We start from the raw sequence: 17268 nt of genomic DNA on the forward strand, positions 1-17268 counted from the left end.
GGCTTCGTGCAGGTCAGCGACGACCCGTCACTGTGCCGCACTTTAGTCCAGCTAACGCCCACAACCTGTGCTGACACGCTGGGCGGTTTGCGCGATGATGGCCGGAAAGTTAAAGCCGTTCGACGATCCAGTCGACGCACTGCGTCAGGGCGGTGACGTCATCGGGGTCAACCGCGGGGAACATCGCGACCCGCAACTGGTTGCGGCCGAGTTTGCGGTACGGGTCGGTGTCGACGATCCCGTTAGCCCGCAAAACCTTGGCAACTGCCGCCGCGTCGACGTCGTCGACGAAGTCAATCGTGCCCACCACCGCCGAGCGTAGCGCCGGGTCGGTGACGAACGGCGTCGTGTAGGGCCGCTCCTGCGCCCACGAGTACAGCCGCTGTGACGAGTCCGCCGTGCGCTTGACCGCCCAATCCAGTCCGCCGTTGCCCAGCATCCAGTCGAGCTGTTCGGCCATCAGCGCCAGTGTGCCGATCGCGGGTGTGTTGTACGTCTGGTCCTTGAGGCTGTTGTCGATCGCGATCGGCAGCGACAGGAAGTCGGGAACCCAGCGGCCGGACCCGGCGATGGCCTCAACCCGGGCCAGCGCCGCGGGGCTCATGATGGCCAGCCACAACCCGCCGTCGCTGGCGAAGTTCTTCTGCGGCGAGAAGTAGTAGGCATCGGTGTCGCTGATGTCGACGGGGAGCCCGCCGGCGCCGGATGTCGCGTCGATGACGACGAGGGCATCGCCCGAGCCGGCCGGGCGCCGGATTCCGACCGCGACGCCGGTCGACGTCTCGTTGTGCGCCCAGGCGATCACGTCGACCGATGGGTCGGTTTGCGGCTCGGGTGCGCTACCGGCGTCGGCTTTGACGATGATCGGATCCCCGACGAACGGGTTGTTGGCGACCGCCGAGGCGAATTTCGAGCTGAACTCGCCATAGGTCAGGTGCAGCGAGCGCTTGTCGATCAGCCCGAACGCGGCCGAGTCCCAGAACGCGGTCGCACCGCCATTGCCCAAAATGACCTCGTACCCGTCCGGTGCCGAGAAGAGCTCCGACACCCCCTTACGCACCCGGCCCACCAGGTTCTTGACCGGAGCCTGCCGGTGCGAGGTGCCGAACAGAGCCGCCGCGGTGGTGGTCAGCGCCTGTAATTGTTCGGGTCGGACCTTGGAAGGGCCGCACCCGAAGCGGCCGTCACGGGGTTTGATGTCAGCGGGGATCTGGAGCTGGTCAGCCATGCTCCTCAGGGTAGTGAGCGGACCTGACCGGTCGGCGCGGTGGCCCGGTCGTCGGCCGGCGCCGGGGCCGCATAGCGCCTGGCCGGGCCAGCCAGGGTGACGATCAGATGTGAGCCAGGCCACACCGCACCGGTGACCACTGGTCAGGCAACAGTGGTCATCACGGCTCTGGATAATTCCCGGTACCTCCGGTACCGTCCTTAGACAAAGACGTCCAAATGTAAACCTCATTGGGGAGGGCTTGGATATGGCTAGGACCCGAATGGTCCGACGTTGGCGCAGCAAGATGTACGTGCAGATGCTTGCCACACTGTCTGAGGGGTCAGTGCGGCGAAACTTCGACCCGTACGTCGATATCGATTGGGAATCACCGGAATTCGCCGTCACCGAGAACGACCCGCGGTGGATTCTGCCGGCGACCGACCCGTTGGGCCGGCACCCCTGGTACCAGGCCCAGTCCGAAGCGCGCAAGATCGAGATCGGCATGTGGCGCCAGGCCAACGTGGCCAAGGTGGGGCTGCACTTCGAATCGATCCTGATCCGCGGCCTGATGAACTACACATTCTGGGTGCCCAACGGTTCCCCGGAGTATCGGTACTGCTTGCACGAATCGGTCGAAGAGTGCAACCACACCATGATGTTCCAGGAGATGGTCAACCGCATCGGCGCCGACGTCCCGGGCATGCCGCGGCGGCTTAAGTGGTTGTCGCCGTTTGTCCCGCTAGCGGCTGGGCCGCTGCCGGTGGCGTTCTTCATCGGAGTGCTGGCCGGCGAGGAGCCCATCGATCACACGCAGAAAAACGTTCTGCGCGAAGGCAAGTCGCTGCATCCGATCATGGAACGGGTGATGGCTATCCATGTGGCCGAGGAAGCGCGGCACATCTCGTTCGCGCATGAGTTCCTGCGCAAGCGGTTGCCGCATCTGACCAAGAGGCAGCGGTTCTGGACCGCGCTGTACTTGCCGCTGGCCATGAAGTTGTTGTGCCGGGCAATTGTGGTGCCGCCCAAAGCTTTCTGGCGCGAGTTCGACATTCCACGTGAGGTCAAGAAGGAACTGTTCTTCCGGTCGCCGGAATCGCGCAAGTGGCTCCGCGACATGTTCGGTGATGTGCGGATGCTGGCCTACGACACCGGCCTGATGGAAAACCGCTCCGCGCGGCTGATGTGGCGGATCTGCAGGATCAATGGCAAGCCGTCGCGTTACCGCAGTGAGCCACAGCGCCAGCACCTGGCCGCTGTCCCGGCCGCGTAGCCACTGCGAGTTCCTTTATGCCGCACGTTATTACCCAGTCGTGCTGTAACGACGGTTCCTGTGTGTTCGCCTGTCCGGTGAACTGCATCCACCCGTCGCCGGATGAACCGGGGTTCGCGACGACCGAGATGCTCTACATCGATCCGGTCGCCTGCGTGGACTGCGGCGCATGCGTGAGCGCCTGCCCGGTCGGAGCGATCGCGCCCGACAGTCGGCTGGAAAGCAAACAGCTGCCATTCGTCGAGATCAACGCCTCGTTCTATCCCGAGCGACCGGCCGACGTGCGGCTGCCGCCGACGTCGAAGCTGGCCCCGGTGATCCCGGCCGCCCAGGTGCATGCTCGTCGTCAGCCGCTGACCGTCGCGATCGTCGGGTCCGGGCCCGCGGCGATGTATGCCGCCGATGAACTGCTGACCCAGCACGGTGTGCGGGTCAATATCTTCGAGAAGCTGCCCACGCCTTACGGTTTGGTGCGTGCGGGGGTAGCGCCCGATCACCAGAACACGAAGAAGGTGACCCAGCTCTTCGACCGGGTCTCGCGTGATCGTCGCTTCCGCTTTTATCTCAACGTCGAGGTCGGCAAGCATCTCAGCCATGCCGAGTTACTGGCACACCATCACGCCGTGCTGTACGCGGTGGGTGCGCCCGACGATCGTCGGCTCGAGATCGACGGCATGGGCCTTGCGGGCACCGGCACCGCGACCGAGCTGGTCGCCTGGATAAACGGGCATCCCGACTTCACCGATCTACCAGTCGATCTCAGCCACGAACGGGTGGCGATCATCGGCAACGGTAACGTCGCCCTCGACGTGGCGCGCATGCTCACCACTGATCCGGACGACCTGGCCAGCACCGACATCTCCGACCGTGCACTCGCGGCGTTGCGCGGGTCCGAGGTCCGCGAGGTCGTCATCGCCGCCCGGCGCGGCCCTGCCCATTCGGCCTTCACGTTGCCGGAATTGATCGGGCTCACCGGCGTATCCGACGTCGTGCTCGACGCCGACGACCACAATCTGGTGGCACGCGATCTCGCCACCGCCTCCGACGCGTTGACCCGCAACAAGCTGGAGATCCTGAGCCGGCTTGGCGACGCGTCGGTCTTCGCCACCCGCCCACGTATCCGGCTGGCCTACCAGCTCACGCCCTCGCGCGTGCTGGGTGAGCAGCGCGCCACCGGCGTCGAGTTCTCGATTACCGGCACCGACGAGGTTCGCCAGCTCGATGCGGGCTTGGTGCTGACGTCGATTGGCTACCGCGGCAAGCTAATTCGTGATATCCCGTTCGACGAATCGGCGTCCGTCGTTCCGAATGACGGCGGCCGCGTGGTCGACCCGGGCTCCGGGCGGCCGGTGTCCGGCGCCTATGTCGCGGGGTGGATCAAGCGCGGCCCGACGGGATTCATCGGCACCAACAAGTCCTGCTCGCTGCAGACCGTCCAGGCGCTGGTCGCCGATTACAACTCCGGCGCCTTGCCTTGTCCGGAGGCCAAGCCGGACGAGCTGGACCAGCTGGTGCACGCCCGCCAGCCCAATGTGGTCGACTCCGCGGGATGGGCCGCCATCGATGCCGCGGAGATCGCTCGTGGCATTGACGACGGCCGCCCGCGCAACAAGTTCACCGATGTCGCCGACATGCTCGCGGCCGCCGCGACCGCACCACCGGCGCCGCCCCCGCGACGCCGGCTGTTGGCACGGTTGCTCGGCTAGCTGCCGGCCTGCGCAGACATCGCGGCTTGCATCTCTTCCATGCTGACCTCGCGCACCGGCTGTCCCAGCGACCAGTGGTGGCCGAACGGGTCGGCGACCGCGCCGTAGCGGTCACCCCAGAATTGGTCCTCCAACGGCATCACGACGGTGGCGCCGGCGTCCAACGCCTGCTGGAATTTGGCGTCGACATCGGTGACGGTCAGGTGGATGGTCACCGGGGTGCCGCCCAGTGCCTTCGGGGTCATCGACTTGCCGCCGCACATTTCCGGGAAGTCGTCGTTGAGCATCACCAGGAAGCCGTTGATGCGCACCGCCGCGTGCACCAGCTTGCCGTCGGGGCCGGGGACTCGGCCCAGCTCCTCGGCTCCAAAAGCCTTGACGTAGAAGTCGATCGCAGCGGCGGCGTCATCCACCACGAGGTGGGGAGATACTGCGGGTTCGATTTTGATCGCCATTGTGGGTCTCCTTGCTGTCGGTATCGCGGCCGGCCCCGGCTGGGGACCTGCTCACGGTTATTGACTGCGCCCGCGACACAAAATCATCGCGGCGAGACCCATTCAAACGCTGGGCACTGACAAGAAGGTTAAGCGTCGGTGAGAACCCGGTCCCAACCCTCGACGGCCTCCGGGCTGCGCGGGCCGGGCCCCACATAAATGGCCGACGGACGCACCAGCTTGCCGAGCCGCTTCTGCTCGAGGATGTGGGCACACCAGCCCGCGGTACGCCCACAGGCGAACATCGCCGGCATCATGTTGGCCGGCACCTCGGCAAAGTCCAGCATGACCGCGGCCCAGAACTCGACGTTGGTCTCGATGGCCCGGTCCGGGCGGCGCTCCCGTAGCTCGGCCAGGGCGGCCTGCTCCAATGCGACCGCGACCTCGTGGCGCGGCGCGCCCAGGCGCCCCGCGGTCGCACGCAGTACTCGAGCCCGCGGGTCTTCCGCGCGGTAGACCCGGTGCCCGAACCCCATCAGCTTGTCGCCGCTGTCCAGGATCTTCTTGACCAGGCCACGCGCGTCGCCGGTGCGCTCGACCTCTTCGAGCATCGGGAGAACCCGCGCCGGCGCGCCACCGTGCAGCGGACCGCTCATCGCCCCGATCGCTCCCGACAATGCCGCCGCGACGTCGGCGCCGGTGGACGCGATCACCCGCGCGGTGAAGGTCGAGGCGTTCATGCCGTGCTCGGCGGCCGACACCCAGTAGGCGTCGATGGCCTCAACGTGCTTGGGGTCGGGCTCGCCCTGCCAGCGGGTCATGAAACGCACTGTGACGGTTTGGCATTCATCGATAACGCGTTGCGGCACGGCCGGCTGGTAGATGCCGCGCGCGGATTGTGCGACATAGGACAGTGCCATCACCGACGCCCGGGCCAGCTGGTCGCGGGCAGTGGCCTCCTCGGTGTCGAGCAGCGGCTGGTAGCCCCAGATCGGCGCGAGCATCGCCAGGCCCGCCTGCACGTCGACTCGAACATCCCCGGTGTGGATCGGCAGCGGGAACGGCTCAGCGGGCGGCAAACCGTGGCCGAACCTACCGTCGACCAGCAGGCCCCAGACATCGCCGAAGGTGACCTGCTGATTCACCAGGTCCTGGATGTCGACGCCGCGGTAGCGCAGCGCACCGCCGTCCTTGTCGGGTTCGGCGATCTCGGTGGTGAAGGCGACTACGCCTTCGAGGCCGGGGACAAAATCATCCGGTACCACTGTCATAGGAAAATTCTCGCACCTCGGCTTTGAGTCGACGCTACCGGCCGGTAGCAACCGCCGGTAGCGTTGGCCCGATGGCAGGACCCGACCCCGTAACTGACCAGGATCACCTGCAGCGGATGCGTGTTGAGTACGGGTCAGCAGAGCGCGATGCCAGCCCGGATCTGGACGTTTCCTGGCTGGACGACGGTTGGCTTGCGTTGTTGCGGAAATGGATTGATGACGCCCAAAGCTTCGGCGTCTCCGAGCCAAACGCGATGGTGCTGGCGACCGTCGCGGACGGCAAGCCAGTGAGCCGTTCGGTGCTGTGCAAGAGCGTCGACGAGACGGGGATCACCTTTTTCACGAACTACGACTCAGCTAAGGGGATCGAGTTGGCACAGACACCGCACGCGTCGGCGACCTTTCCCTGGTACTTGCTGGGCCGGCAGGTGCACATCCGGGGCGCGGTGACCAGGGTCGACCCGCAGGTCACGCAGGACTACTGGTCCAAGCGGCCGCGCGGCTCACAGCTGGGCGCGTGGGCGTCGAACCAGTCGCAGCCGATCGCGTCCCGCGCCGCGCTGCTCGAGCAGGCGGCCGAGGTGACGGCTCGCTTCGCCGATTCCGAGCAGGTTCCAGTGCCGCCCGGCTGGGGCGGGTACCTGATCACCCCCGACGTGGTCGAATTCTGGCAGGGGCGCGAAAACCGGCTGCATAACCGCATTCGCGTCATCGGTGGTCGCGTCGAGCGCCTGCAGCCCTGATCGCAATCGGCGGGTAGCCGTGAGACCTAACGCCGCACGATAAGGCGGGGTTTACCGGCACGAAAGCCGTGAGCTCGGCAGAGCAGACCCCGGGCGGGCGCGTCGCCGCGATAACGACTACCTTCAGCTGTACGCACCTAGTCAGGCGCAGCCATACCAGCCAGAGCGCAAAGGGGTTCTCGTGGCCGACACGGACGACACCGCAAGTCTGAAGTACCCGGGCGGTGAGATCGACCTACAGATCGTCAAAGCCACCGAAGGCGCTGACGGTATTGCTCTCGGCCCGCTGCTGTCCAAGACCGGCTACACGACGTTCGACAACGGCTTCGTCAATACGTCCGCGTGCAAGAGCTCGATCACCTACATCGATGGCGACGCGGGAATCCTGCGCTACCGCGGCTACCCGATCGACCAGCTCGCCGAGAAGTCGACCTTCCTCGAGGTCTCCTACTTGCTGATCTACGGCGAACTGCCCACCACCGTCCAGCTGGCCGACTTCACCAAGCGGATTCAGCTGCACACGATGCTGCATGAGGACCTGAAGCGGTTCTTCGACGGGTTCCCACGCAACGCGCACCCGATGCCGGTGTTGTCCAGCGCCGTCAACGCGCTGTCCGCGTACTACCCCGACTCGCTGGACCCGATGGACACCGAGGACGTCGAGCTGTCGACGATCCGGTTGCTGGCCAAGCTGCCGACGATCGCCGCCTACGCCTACAAGAAGTCTGTCGGACAGCCGTTCCTCTACCCGGACAACTCGCTGTCGCTGGTGGAGAACTTCCTGCGGATGACGTTCGGGCTGCCCGCCGAGCCCTACGAGGCCGACCCCGAGGTAGTCCGCGCGCTGGACATGCTGCTGATCCTGCACGCCGACCACGAGCAGAACTGCTCGACGTCGACGGTGCGGTTGGTGGGCTCGTCGCAGGCCAACCTGTTCACCTCGATCTCCGGTGGCATCAATGCGCTGTGGGGGCCGCTGCACGGCGGCGCGAATCAGGCCGTGCTGGAGACGCTCGAACAGATCCGTGAAAGCGGGGACGACGTCAGCGAATTCGTCCGCAAGGTGAAGAACCGCGACGAGGGCGTCAAGCTGATGGGCTTCGGTCACCGGGTCTACAAGAACTACGACCCGCGCGCCCGGATCGTCAAGGAGCAGGCCGACAAGATCCTGGCCAAACTCGGCGGGGATCCGCTGCTGGACATCGCCAAGCAGCTCGAAGAGGCCGCGCTGACCGACGACTACTTCATCGAGCGCAAGCTGTATCCCAACGTCGACTTCTACACCGGGCTGATCTACCGGGCCCTCGGGTTCCCGGTCCGGATGTTCACCGTGTTGTTCGCGTTGGGCCGGCTGCCCGGCTGGATCGCGCACTGGCGTGAGATGCACGACGAGGGCGACAGCAAGATCGGCCGTCCGCGCCAGATCTACACCGGCTACACCGAACGCGACTACGCCGGTATCGACGGGCGCTAGGCGGCCCTGGGCGAGGCCAGCACCGCCATCGCCGCGTTGTGTCCTCCAATGCCGGATACGGCACCGCCGCGCCGAGCACCGGAGCCGCACAACATGATTCGTTCATGCGCGGTGGCCACGCCCCATTGGCGGGCGGGGTTGTCGAGCGCCTCGTCATCGTCCGCGAACGGCCAGGACAGCGTGCCGTGGAAGATGTTGCCTGCCGTCATCCCCAGGGTGCGCTGCAAGTCCAGGGTGGTGGTCGTCTCGATGCATGGCCGGCCCTGCGCGTCACTCATCAGCACCTCCTGAATCGGTTCGGCCAGAACAGAATTCAGTGACGCCAGCACCGCTTCGGTCAGCTGGTCGCGGGAGACAGCGGAGTCGCCGTCCAGCAACGAGTGTGGTGTGTGCAAACCGAACACCGTCATGGTGTGAGCGCCCGAGTCGCGCAACCCGGCCGACAGAATGCTGGGATCGCTAAGCGAATGGCAGTACGCCTCGCATGGTAACGGATCCGGCAGCTTCCCGGCGGCGGCCTGTGTGTAGGCCGAATCCAGTTGGCTCCATGTCTCGTTGACGTGAAACGTGCCGGCGAAGGCTTGTTCGGGGGTGACGCTGTCATCGCGCAGCCGGGGCAGCCGCCGTAGCGCCATGTTGACCTTCACCTGCGCCCCCGGGGCCAGCGGCGCGGACGGCTCACCGAGAAGTTCGGCCAGCACCGCCGGCGTGACGCCGGCAAGAACGAAGCGCGCTTGAATCCGGTGCTCTTCGCCGTCGCGGCGGTAGCGCACACAGCCGTCCGGTGCCACGCTGTAAACCTCTGCACCAGTGGTGATTTCAGCGCCGTGGCGGACCGCGGCGGCGGCCAGGGTCGCGGTCACCGAGCCCATCCCGCCGATCGGGACGTGCCAATCCCCGCCGACCACGTGATAGAGGAAGCAGATGTTCTGCCGCAGCGACCGTTCGTCGAGACGGGCGAAGGTGCCGATCAGCGCATCGGTCGCGATCACACCGCGGACCAGATCGTCGCGCACCGCGTCGGCGATCGCGTGCCCGATCGGCTCGTCGAGGATGGCCCGCCAGGTGGCGGCGGCTTCGGGATCGCCGGCGGTCAGGACGTGGCGGCGCGACTGCTCGCGGGTGCGCAGCGGTTCGGTCAGCGTCGGCCAGAGCCGGTCGGTCACCAGGCGGACGCGCCGGTAGAACTCGGCGAAACCGTGTTCGTCGCCGGCGGCGCCGACCGCGCGGAACGAATCGCGCTCGTGGTGCGACCCGAGCAGCAGTCCGCTGCGCCCGCCCGTCTCCGGTTGGGGCGTGTACGAGGAGAATCGCCGCCGCGCCAGCCGCACGTCGGCGCCCAAGTCCTTGAGAATTCGTGGTGGCAGCAGGCTGACCAGGTAGGAGTACCGCGACACCCGGACGTCGACGCCATCGAAGGCCTGCGCCGACACCGCGGCCCCACCGATGTGCCCCAGCCGCTCCAGCAACCGCACCCGAAGGCCGGCCCGGGCCAGGTAGCCCGCCGCCACCAGGCCGTTGTGGCCCCCGCCCACGACAATTACGTCGGAATCCGGGTCACAACCCGGCTCGCCATCGAGGGACATCGCTAGCCCAGGTAGCCCTCGACCTGGTCGCCGGGACGCACCGCGGCCTCGCGCGGATCGCCACCGGTTTCGCGCAACGCGCGCCGCTGACGCAGCAGGTCCCAGCACTGGTCGAGTTCGACCTCGACCCGGCGCAGCCGTTCGTGCTCCTCGGACTCGCTGATGTCGCGGTGCTGCAGCTGTGCCCGCAGGTCCTTCTCCTCAGCGACAAGGTTGCGAATGTGCGCCAGGGTTTCGCTGTCGGTCGGTTTCCTACTATCGGCCATTGCTCCAGTGTGCCCGACGCAAGCGGTATCGCTGGGCCGCGTCGGTAGGCTGCATATCGCCCGCAGGACGGACGCGTCCTGCGCAAGTTCATCGAGGCGGGGGCAGTCGTGGGCCTACGGGCGCGTTTCGGCCGAGCGGTTGTTGATAGCTGTAATCGGCCATGGTGCTTTCGACCGGGCCGGGGCCACCGGTGCGCCACCACCGATCGCGGTATCGGGCAAGCCCGGTAAGCCGCCGCTGTCCCTGGCGCCACTTTCAATTGCCCGCAACGGCAACAACATAACCCTCACCGGAAATTTCCCCGGCGATTCGGCCAAGTCCGTGCTGACGAAGGTGCTGAAAAGCGCCGTCCCTGCCGGCGTCAATATCATCGACCAGATCCATATCAACCCCAATGTCGATGCGCTCGATTTCTCAAACGCCGGAACGATTTTCAAGAACAGCGCTTCGGTCGCCGACTTCAATCTCACGGTCGGCGGGGACACCATCACGCTGACCGGAACCGCCGCGACGCAAGATCAGAAGAACACCATCGAGCGCGAGGCCACGCACACCTGGTCGAATCTGGTCCGATTTCCTTTGGGAATGCCGGATTCAGCCTGACCCGGGTGGCTGACCGCCGATGGTCGCGCTAAGAATCGCCGCGTCGAAATCGTAGTCGGCTGAGGACGATCCGGCATGGACGCCTGCGCCGTACGGACCCCGCTCGGCGCAGGCCAACCCCGATGGGCGCGGCCCGCCGTGATGGTTGGTCAAGGCGAGTACCGATACCCGGCATTACTACACCCCGGACAACGTCGGCTACGACGCGACGGTTGCCCAGGTGTGGTTTTACGATGAGCTAGCCGCGTTACGAGCCGGTTTTACGCCGGGCACAACAACTCGGGGAAATGACAAGGGGCGGCGGGCTTTAACTGGGGGCGGGCAGGCGCAGCAGCAGCCGGGCACCGCCCAGCGGGCTGTCTTGCAGCGACGCCGTCCCACCGTGCAAATGCGCTTGCTGGGCCACCAACGCCAGACCGAGACCCGACCCCGAGTGCGAAGCCGTCGAGCCCCGGGAGAACCGCTCGAACACCACTTGGCGCTCGCCTTCGGGCACGCCGATGCCGTTGTCGTCGACGGCGATATCCACTCCGGCACGCGAGCTGACCGCTGAGAGCTGGACCCGGGTAGCGCCGCCATGTTTGACGGCGTTGGCGATCGCGTTGTCGACCGCGAGCCGTAACCCGGCCGGCAGCCCCACGATGATGCAGGTGGGCGACGGTACCAGCGATACGTCGAGGTCCGCGTAGACCCGCGTCGCGTCGTGGGCGGCGCGGTCCAGCAGCTCGGTGATGTCGACCGGCACGTGATCGTCGGAGGTGGACAGCTCGCCCTGCGCCAACCGCTCCAGCGCGCTCAGGGTCGCCTCAATCCGGGACTGGGTGCGGATGACGTCGCTGATCACCTCATTGCGCTGGTCATCGGGGAGATCAAGGGTCGACAAGACCTCGAGATTGGTGCGCATCGCGGTCAGCGGAGTGCGCAGTTCGTGCGAGGACACGGCGGCGAAATCGCGCGCCGAGGAAAGCGCCTCCTTGGTTCGGTTCTGCTCATTCCAGATGCGTTGCAGCATGCCGCGCATGGCCTCGGCGATCTCGACGGCCTCGGTGGCGCCGTGCACTTCGACCTGCGGCGCCTCGTCGCCCGCATCGATCAACCGGGTTTGCTGCGCAAGCTGTTTGAACGGGCGCACCGCGAACGAGGCCAGCAGCCACGCAAACACCGTCGACGCGAAGATGGCAAACCCGCAGATCAGCAGCACCCTGCGGTGCAGATTGTTGGTTTCGGCCAGGGTGGTGTCATATGTCGCGCCGACGGCCAGCGTGGTGGGCAGCGGTCCCGGGATCTCTACCGTGCGCACCCGGTAGCGCACGCCGTAAACGTAGGTGTCGGCATAGTCGACCTCGAGGCGGGGCAGCGTCACGTCGGAATTCGACTTGACCTGGTCCCCGCGCCGGATCGTCATGATCGCGTCCCGGTCGTTGGGCGAATGCGGAATTTCGTCCAGGCCGCGCGGCAAGAAGGGAATCGCGAAACCCGCGGCCTCGTCGAGGCGGCGGTCCAGCCGTTCCTTGCGGTCGTTGGTGATCCCGACCCAGACGACTGCCCCGACGATGAGCACCGGGATCGCGGCGCCGATAGCTGTTGCGAGCACCACCCGGGTCCGCAGCGAGGGCGTACGGACCAAGATCCGCGACAGGAAATTCATTGGCTGCTGCTGCCTACCGCGTCGTTACTGCATCCGCAGTACGAACCCAACCCCACGGACGGTGTGCAGCAACCTCGGGCCGCCGTTGGCCTCCAGCTTGCGGCGCAGATACCCGATGAAGACGTCGACGACGTTCGTGTCGGCGGCGAAGTCGTAGCCCCACACCAGCTCGAGCAGCTGGGCGCGGGACAGCACCGCCGTCTTGTGCTCGGCCAGCACCGCCAGCAGGTCGAACTCGCGCTTGGTCAAATCGACGTCGACGCCGTTGACCCGCGCCCGCCGGCCGGGGATGTCCACTTCCAGCGGGCCCACCGTGATGGTCTCCGAGGAGGTCGAGGCGGTGGCGCCGCGGCGGCGCAGCAGTGCCTTCACCCGAGCGACCAGCTCGGCCAGCACGAACGGCTTGACCAGGTAATCGTCGGCACCGGCCTCCAGGCCGGCCACCCGGTCGTCAACCGAGCTGCGCGCCGACAGCACACAGACCGGCACGTCGTTGTCCATGGCGCGCAGGGCGGTGACGACGCTGACGCCGTCCAGCACGGGCATGTTGATATCGAGCACGATCGCGTCCGGGCGGGTCTCGGTGGCGCTACGCAGCGCCTCGGCGCCGTCAACAGCGGTGGAAACTTCGAAGCCGGAAAGTCGCAGGCCGCGTTCCAGCGAGGCAAGCACATCGGAGTCGTCATCGACGACCAAGACGCGAGGTGAGCTGACGCCAGAGTCCATGCCGCCCATTTTGCCGGATTGTCGCCCACAACGGGTCACAGGGGAGCACCACAGTGGCTAAATGGTTACGTTTTCGAGTCTCGGCCGCGACTGCCGACCAATGACGCCGTGCCATGATCGAATCCAGGTGGCAGGCCAAGACATTGGGGTTCTTGGTCAGCGTTGATGTTGCGGGCCTTCGATTTCGGTGCCACTGCCGCACAGGAACTTCTACAGGCGGAATCGTTGTGACTGAGGCCATGGGCCCGCTGGATGCACCTGCCCTTCGCTCATCGTCTGCGATCGCCGCTGCGCCCAAACGCCCGGGTGCGGCGTCGGACCTGAAGCGGCTCCTTCCCTACCTTATTCCGCACCGCGCGCGCTGGATCGTCATCGTATCGGTGGCGATCGCCAGTCTCGTTGCCACGGTGGGCATCCCGATCATGACCCGAGCGGTGATCGACGGGCCGGTACGCCACCATGACCAGAGCGGTTTGTGGATGCTGGGCATCGGGGTGACAGCCCTTGGTCTGGGCGACGCGGTGATGTTGTTCATCCGCCGCTGGTTCACCGCGCACGCCACGATGGGCGTCGAAACGGATATCCGCAGGGACCTGCACGCCCGCCTGCAGATGATGCCCATGTCGTTTCACCATCGGTGGCAAACCGGCCAACTGGTGTCGCGGATCATGAATGATCTGGCCACGATCCGCGATCTGATGTCGTTCGGAGCGGTGTTCATGCTGCTCAACGTCCTGCAGATCACCGTGGTGACGGTGTGTCTGTTGGTGATGTACTGGCCGTTGGGCCTCGTGGTGCTGGCCTCGATCGTGCCGATCATGGCCACCGTGCTGCATTACCAGGGCGAGTTCACCCGACTGTCGCGACAGGCGCAGGATCAATCCGGCCATCTCGCAACGCATGTCGAGGAGTCGGCACTGGGCCGCGGCGTGGTCCTGGCATTCGGTCGCGAGGAGCATGTGTTCGAGCGCTTCGACGCGCAAGCCAGCCGGATGTACGAAATCGGCCGCGCTAAAGTGTCAGTGGCGGCGAAGTTTTGGACCATCCTCGAGGTCATCCCCAACGTGGCGCTGGTTGCGCTGCTGGGCTTCGGTGCATACGCGGCGGGCCACGGTTTGGTGACCATCGGCACGCTGGCCGCATTCATCACAATGACGCTGTCGCTGGTCTGGCCGGTCGCATCGATGGGCTTTCTCCTCTCGATGACTCAGGAGGCGATGACGGCGGCAAACCGGATCGCCGAAATCTTCGACGCACCCTGCACTATCACCGACGGGCCCAATCCCAACCTCGAACCGGTCCGCGCTGGGCGACTCGAGCTGCGCGATGTGGGCTTTCGGGTGCCCGACCCGACAGCGGGCCACAGCTGGTTGCTCCGCCATGTGACGCTGGCCGTCGAGCCCGGCGAGACGCTGGCCCTCGTCGGCGCCACCGGTGCGGGCAAAACCCTTCTGACAGCGTTGCTTTCCCGAATCTACGACGCCTCGGAGGGGCAAATACTGCTGGACGGGCAGGACATTCGCCAGATGTCGCTGCCGTCGCTGCGTGGCTCGGTGTGTACGGCCTTCGAGGATCCGACGGTGTTTTCGATGTCGGTGGCCGAGAACCTGCGGATGGGCCGGCCGGACGCCACCGATGCGGAGCTGGCCGCGGCCGTCGACATCGCGGCGGCGCGGTTTGTCTACGAGCTGCCGTTTGGGATCGATACCCGCATCGGCGAACAGGGCATGCGGCTATCCGGTGGGCAGCGCCAGCGGTTGTGCCTGGCCCGAGCCATCGTCGCGGCGCCGCAACTGCTGGTGATCGACGACGCCCTGTCCGGGCTCGACGCGCATTCCGAGACCGAGATCACCGCGGCACTGCGGGTGGCGCTCAAGGGGGTCACCGGCATCATCGTCGCGCGCCGGCTGTCCACTGTGCTGCTTGCGGATCGAGTGGCGTTACTGGAAGACGGCGAATCTGGTCCAACTATCACCCACGTCGGCAGGCATCGGGAGCTTTTCGCCCGGGTGCCGCGCTACCGCTACCTATTGACCGCCCACCAGGGTTCTGACAACGACGTCATCGATTGCACTACAAAAGATTTCGCACTGAAGATGACGGAGCATCAATGACCACGCTGGATACCAGGCCCATTTTGATCGTTACCGACCAAACCGACCACGACCACCACGACCCAGCCCTCGACGAGACTCAGGTTCGCGGCCGGGATGCGCGAGCCCTGTTGGGTGCGCTGATGCGGCCGCACGTGCTGACCCTGGTGCTGCTGCTGGGCGTCGCGTTGGTGGAAAATGCTGCGCGGCTTTCGGTTCCAATGCTGGTGCGGCGGGGTATCGACGATGGAATTCCAGCGGTCACGCACGGTGGCTCGGCGCGCGGACTGGTGCTCGTCGTCGGCGCGCTGTGCGGGGTGGTGGTGGTGCACGGCATCAGCCGCTGGCTTTTCCTGAACCGGGCCGGACGGCTCCGTCAGAAAGTGTTGCTGGACTTACGCCGTCGGCTGTTCCGGCACTTCCAGCGGCTCGACATCGCCTTTCACGAGCGCTACACCACCGGCCGGGTGGTGACCCGGCTGACCAACGACGTCGAAGCCGTTGACGACATGCTGTTCGCGGGATTCGACTGTTTGATCACCGCTGCGCTCACCCCGCTGGGCATAGCGGTCCTGCTGGTCGTCCTGGACTGGCGGCTCGGGCTTATGTGCCTGGCGGTATTCCCGATCCTGTTGGTTATGGGCGCGTGGTTCCGTCGCCATTCGGCCAGGACCTACGGGGAGGTGCGCGAAAGCACCGCGCTGGTCATCATGCAGTTCATCGAGACGATGTCGGGCATCAAGGCATTGCAGGCATACCGGCGCGAGTCGCGGGCCCAGGTGGCTTTCGAGGACATCGCCCACCAGTACCGGGCGATCCTGGAGAAGGCGTTCAAGCTGATGGCTGTCTTCACCCCCGGTGTCAAGGTGATCGGCAACGTCACCACCGCAGTGGTGATCCTTTACGGCGGCAGCCGGGTGCTGGGTGGTGATATGACGATCGGCACTTTCGCTGCCTTCCTGCTCTACCTGCGGATGTTCTTCGAGCCGCTGCATGAGATCACGCATTTCTTCAACGCATTTCAAGCCGCGACGGCGGCGTTGGAGAAGCTTGCCGTCGCGCTCAACCGGCGCCCGGCGATCGCGGAACCGGAGATGCCCTTGGCGCGCTCCGGTGACGCGCGGGCAACAGACTTTGCTTCTGGCACAGTCATTTTCGACGACGTACATTTCAGCTATGTGCCGGGACGGCCGGTTCTCTCGGGTCTGTCGGTGACGATACCGGCCGGTCAGACGGTGGCGCTGGTCGGACGCAGCGGCACGGGAAAGTCCACCATCGCCAAGCTGCTGGCCAGGTTCTACGACCCGACCTCGGGATCGATCACGCTGGACGGCGTCGACCTTCGCGATCTCGCGCACACCGATTTGCGCCGCAATGTGGTGCTGGTTGCGCAGGAGAGCTTCCTGTTCACTGGCACGATCGCCGACAACATTCGGTTTGGCCGGCCCGACGCAACCGATGCGGAGGTCCGGGATGCGGCCGCGGCGATCGGCGCGGACCTGTTCATTGCCGCGCTGCCCGAGGGGTATCAGACCGAGGTCAGCAACGGCGGGGTAGCGCTGTCGGCGGGTCAGCGTCAGCTCATTGCCCTATCTCGCGCGTTCCTGGCCGACTCGGCGGTGCTGATTGTCGACGAGGTGACGTCGGCGCTGGACGTCCCCGGCGAGCGGATGGTCCAGCACGCACTGGAGACCGTGCTGGCCGACCGCACCGCCCTGATCATCGCCCACCGGCTTGACGTGGTCGACAGCGCCGACCGGGTGCTGGTGCTGGGCGAGCACGGCGAGATCGTCGCCGACGGCACCCCGGCCGAACTGATCCACCACGGCGGGCAAACGCCGCGTCGCTGTGGTTGTGGCGGCCGATCGGCGGTACCTCGCGCCGCCCAACTGCAACATCAGCTGCCGTCGCACAGCCGTTACGTCCAAGGGCCTCAGGGCAATCCGATGCCGCGGTAGCGGCGCAGCCGTTCGGAGATGCGCTCGGCGCCGGGTACCTCGCGCAGCGCGGGTACCTCCGCGGCGATGGCGGCCGGTAGTCGCGGGGAGAACTCGATCGGCTCGTCGGCGGCGTCGGGAGGCTCGGGCACGATGGCGTCGACGATCCCGGACCGCAGCAGGTCGGCCGACGGCCGGCGGTCGTGGAACCCGAGATGCCATTGGCGCGTTCGGGCGACGTACGTGCGACCGACTTTGCATCCAGGACAGTCGTTTTCGACGACGGCTGTTCGCTGTTGC

The 17268-nt window shown here is 66.1% G+C and carries 14 protein-coding genes and 2 pseudogenes; 8 read left to right on the top strand and 8 right to left on the bottom strand.

The features are described from left to right. Nucleotides 1-109: 109 nt before the first annotated feature. A complete protein-coding gene (serC, locus tag DB708_RS19440; protein ID WP_108924635.1) occupies nt 110-1228 on the bottom strand; it encodes a phosphoserine transaminase in 1119 nt (372 codons plus the stop codon). A gap of 247 nt (nt 1229-1475) precedes the next feature. Here serC and DB708_RS19445 point away from each other — a divergent pair, with 247 nt between their 5' ends. Both DB708_RS19445 and DB708_RS19450 read left to right on the top strand, forming a co-directional pair. Beyond that, the gene (locus DB708_RS19445; protein WP_108924637.1) at nt 1476-2480 is read left to right on the top strand and encodes an AurF N-oxygenase family protein; all 1005 of its coding nucleotides are present in this window, start codon (nt 1476-1478) and stop codon (nt 2478-2480) included. Between the two features lie 17 nt (nt 2481-2497). Next, on the top strand, nt 2498-4186 hold the full coding sequence (locus DB708_RS19450; RefSeq protein WP_108924638.1) for an FAD-dependent oxidoreductase: 1689 nt from the start codon (nt 2498-2500) through the stop codon (nt 4184-4186). Here DB708_RS19450 and DB708_RS19455 read toward each other — a convergent pair. Both DB708_RS19455 and DB708_RS19460 read right to left on the bottom strand, forming a co-directional pair. Beyond that, entirely contained in the window at nt 4183-4641 is a 459-nt protein-coding gene (locus DB708_RS19455) for a VOC family protein (RefSeq protein ID WP_108924640.1), read from the bottom strand. The two genes, DB708_RS19450 and DB708_RS19455, sit on opposite strands and share 4 nt — an antisense overlap. A gap of 128 nt (nt 4642-4769) precedes the next feature. Beyond that, complete coding sequence (locus DB708_RS19460) at nt 4770-5891, bottom strand: citrate synthase 2 (protein ID WP_108924642.1); 1122 nt, start codon at nt 5889-5891, stop codon at nt 4770-4772. A 71-nt stretch (nt 5892-5962) separates the two neighbouring features. Between DB708_RS19460 and pdxH the strand changes: the two genes are divergently transcribed. Both pdxH and DB708_RS19470 read left to right on the top strand, forming a co-directional pair. Then, a complete protein-coding gene (pdxH, locus tag DB708_RS19465) occupies nt 5963-6634 on the top strand; it encodes a pyridoxamine 5'-phosphate oxidase (RefSeq protein WP_165839872.1) in 672 nt (223 codons plus the stop codon). Nucleotides 6635-6815: 181 nt separating this feature from the next. Then, nucleotides 6816-8108: a citrate synthase gene (locus tag DB708_RS19470; protein ID WP_108924644.1), complete on the top strand. Its 1293-nt coding sequence runs from the start codon at nt 6816-6818 to the stop codon at nt 8106-8108. Here the strand turns inward: DB708_RS19470 and DB708_RS19475 are convergent. Then, nucleotides 8105-9694, bottom strand: a complete 1590-nt coding sequence (locus DB708_RS19475) for a phytoene desaturase family protein (RefSeq protein WP_108924645.1) — start codon at nt 9692-9694, stop codon at nt 8105-8107. The two genes, DB708_RS19470 and DB708_RS19475, sit on opposite strands and share 4 nt — an antisense overlap. 2 nt (nt 9695-9696) lie before the next feature. Then, a complete protein-coding gene (locus DB708_RS19480) occupies nt 9697-9960 on the bottom strand; it encodes a DUF2630 family protein (protein WP_108924647.1) in 264 nt (87 codons plus the stop codon). A gap of 142 nt (nt 9961-10102) precedes the next feature. Between DB708_RS19480 and arfA the strand changes: the two genes are divergently transcribed. Both arfA and DB708_RS28375 read left to right on the top strand, forming a co-directional pair. Further along, nucleotides 10103-10564, top strand: coding sequence for a channel-forming protein ArfA/OmpATb (gene arfA / locus DB708_RS19485; RefSeq protein WP_165839873.1), 462 nt, complete (start codon nt 10103-10105; stop codon nt 10562-10564). A 145-nt stretch (nt 10565-10709) separates the two neighbouring features. Further along, a pseudogene (locus tag DB708_RS28375) lies at nt 10710-10820 on the top strand (sunset domain-containing protein); the annotation flags it as partial. A gap of 51 nt (nt 10821-10871) precedes the next feature. On the opposite strand, the gene DB708_RS19490 reads toward DB708_RS28375, so the two are convergent. Together DB708_RS19490 and prrA are read right to left on the bottom strand one after the other, a co-directional pair. Further along, a complete protein-coding gene (locus DB708_RS19490; RefSeq protein WP_108924649.1) occupies nt 10872-12212 on the bottom strand; it encodes a sensor histidine kinase in 1341 nt (446 codons plus the stop codon). Nucleotides 12213-12236: 24 nt separating this feature from the next. After that, entirely contained in the window at nt 12237-12947 is a 711-nt protein-coding gene (gene prrA, locus DB708_RS19495; RefSeq protein ID WP_108924650.1) for a two-component system response regulator PrrA, read from the bottom strand. A 230-nt stretch (nt 12948-13177) separates the two neighbouring features. Between prrA and DB708_RS19500 the strand changes: the two genes are divergently transcribed. Together DB708_RS19500 and DB708_RS19505 are read left to right on the top strand one after the other, a co-directional pair. After that, nucleotides 13178-15052 carry an ABC transporter ATP-binding protein gene (locus tag DB708_RS19500; protein WP_108924652.1) on the top strand — a complete coding sequence of 625 codons (1875 nt, stop codon included), beginning with the start codon at nt 13178-13180 and terminating at the stop codon, nt 15050-15052. After that, on the top strand, nt 15049-16989 hold the full coding sequence (locus DB708_RS19505; RefSeq protein ID WP_108924653.1) for an ABC transporter ATP-binding protein: 1941 nt from the start codon (nt 15049-15051) through the stop codon (nt 16987-16989). The genes DB708_RS19500 and DB708_RS19505 overlap by 4 nt, the downstream gene beginning before the upstream one ends. On the opposite strand, the pseudogene DB708_RS19510 reads toward DB708_RS19505, so the two are convergent. Beyond that, nucleotides 16965-17159, bottom strand: a pseudogene (locus DB708_RS19510) (acetyl-CoA carboxyl transferase); the annotation flags it as partial. The gene DB708_RS19505 and the pseudogene DB708_RS19510 overlap by 25 nt on opposite strands. Nucleotides 17160-17268: the final 109 nt, after the last annotated feature.

This window comes from Mycobacterium montefiorense, assembly GCF_003112775.1.
In the GTDB taxonomy this organism is placed as follows: Bacteria; Actinomycetota; Actinomycetes; order Mycobacteriales; family Mycobacteriaceae; genus Mycobacterium; species Mycobacterium montefiorense.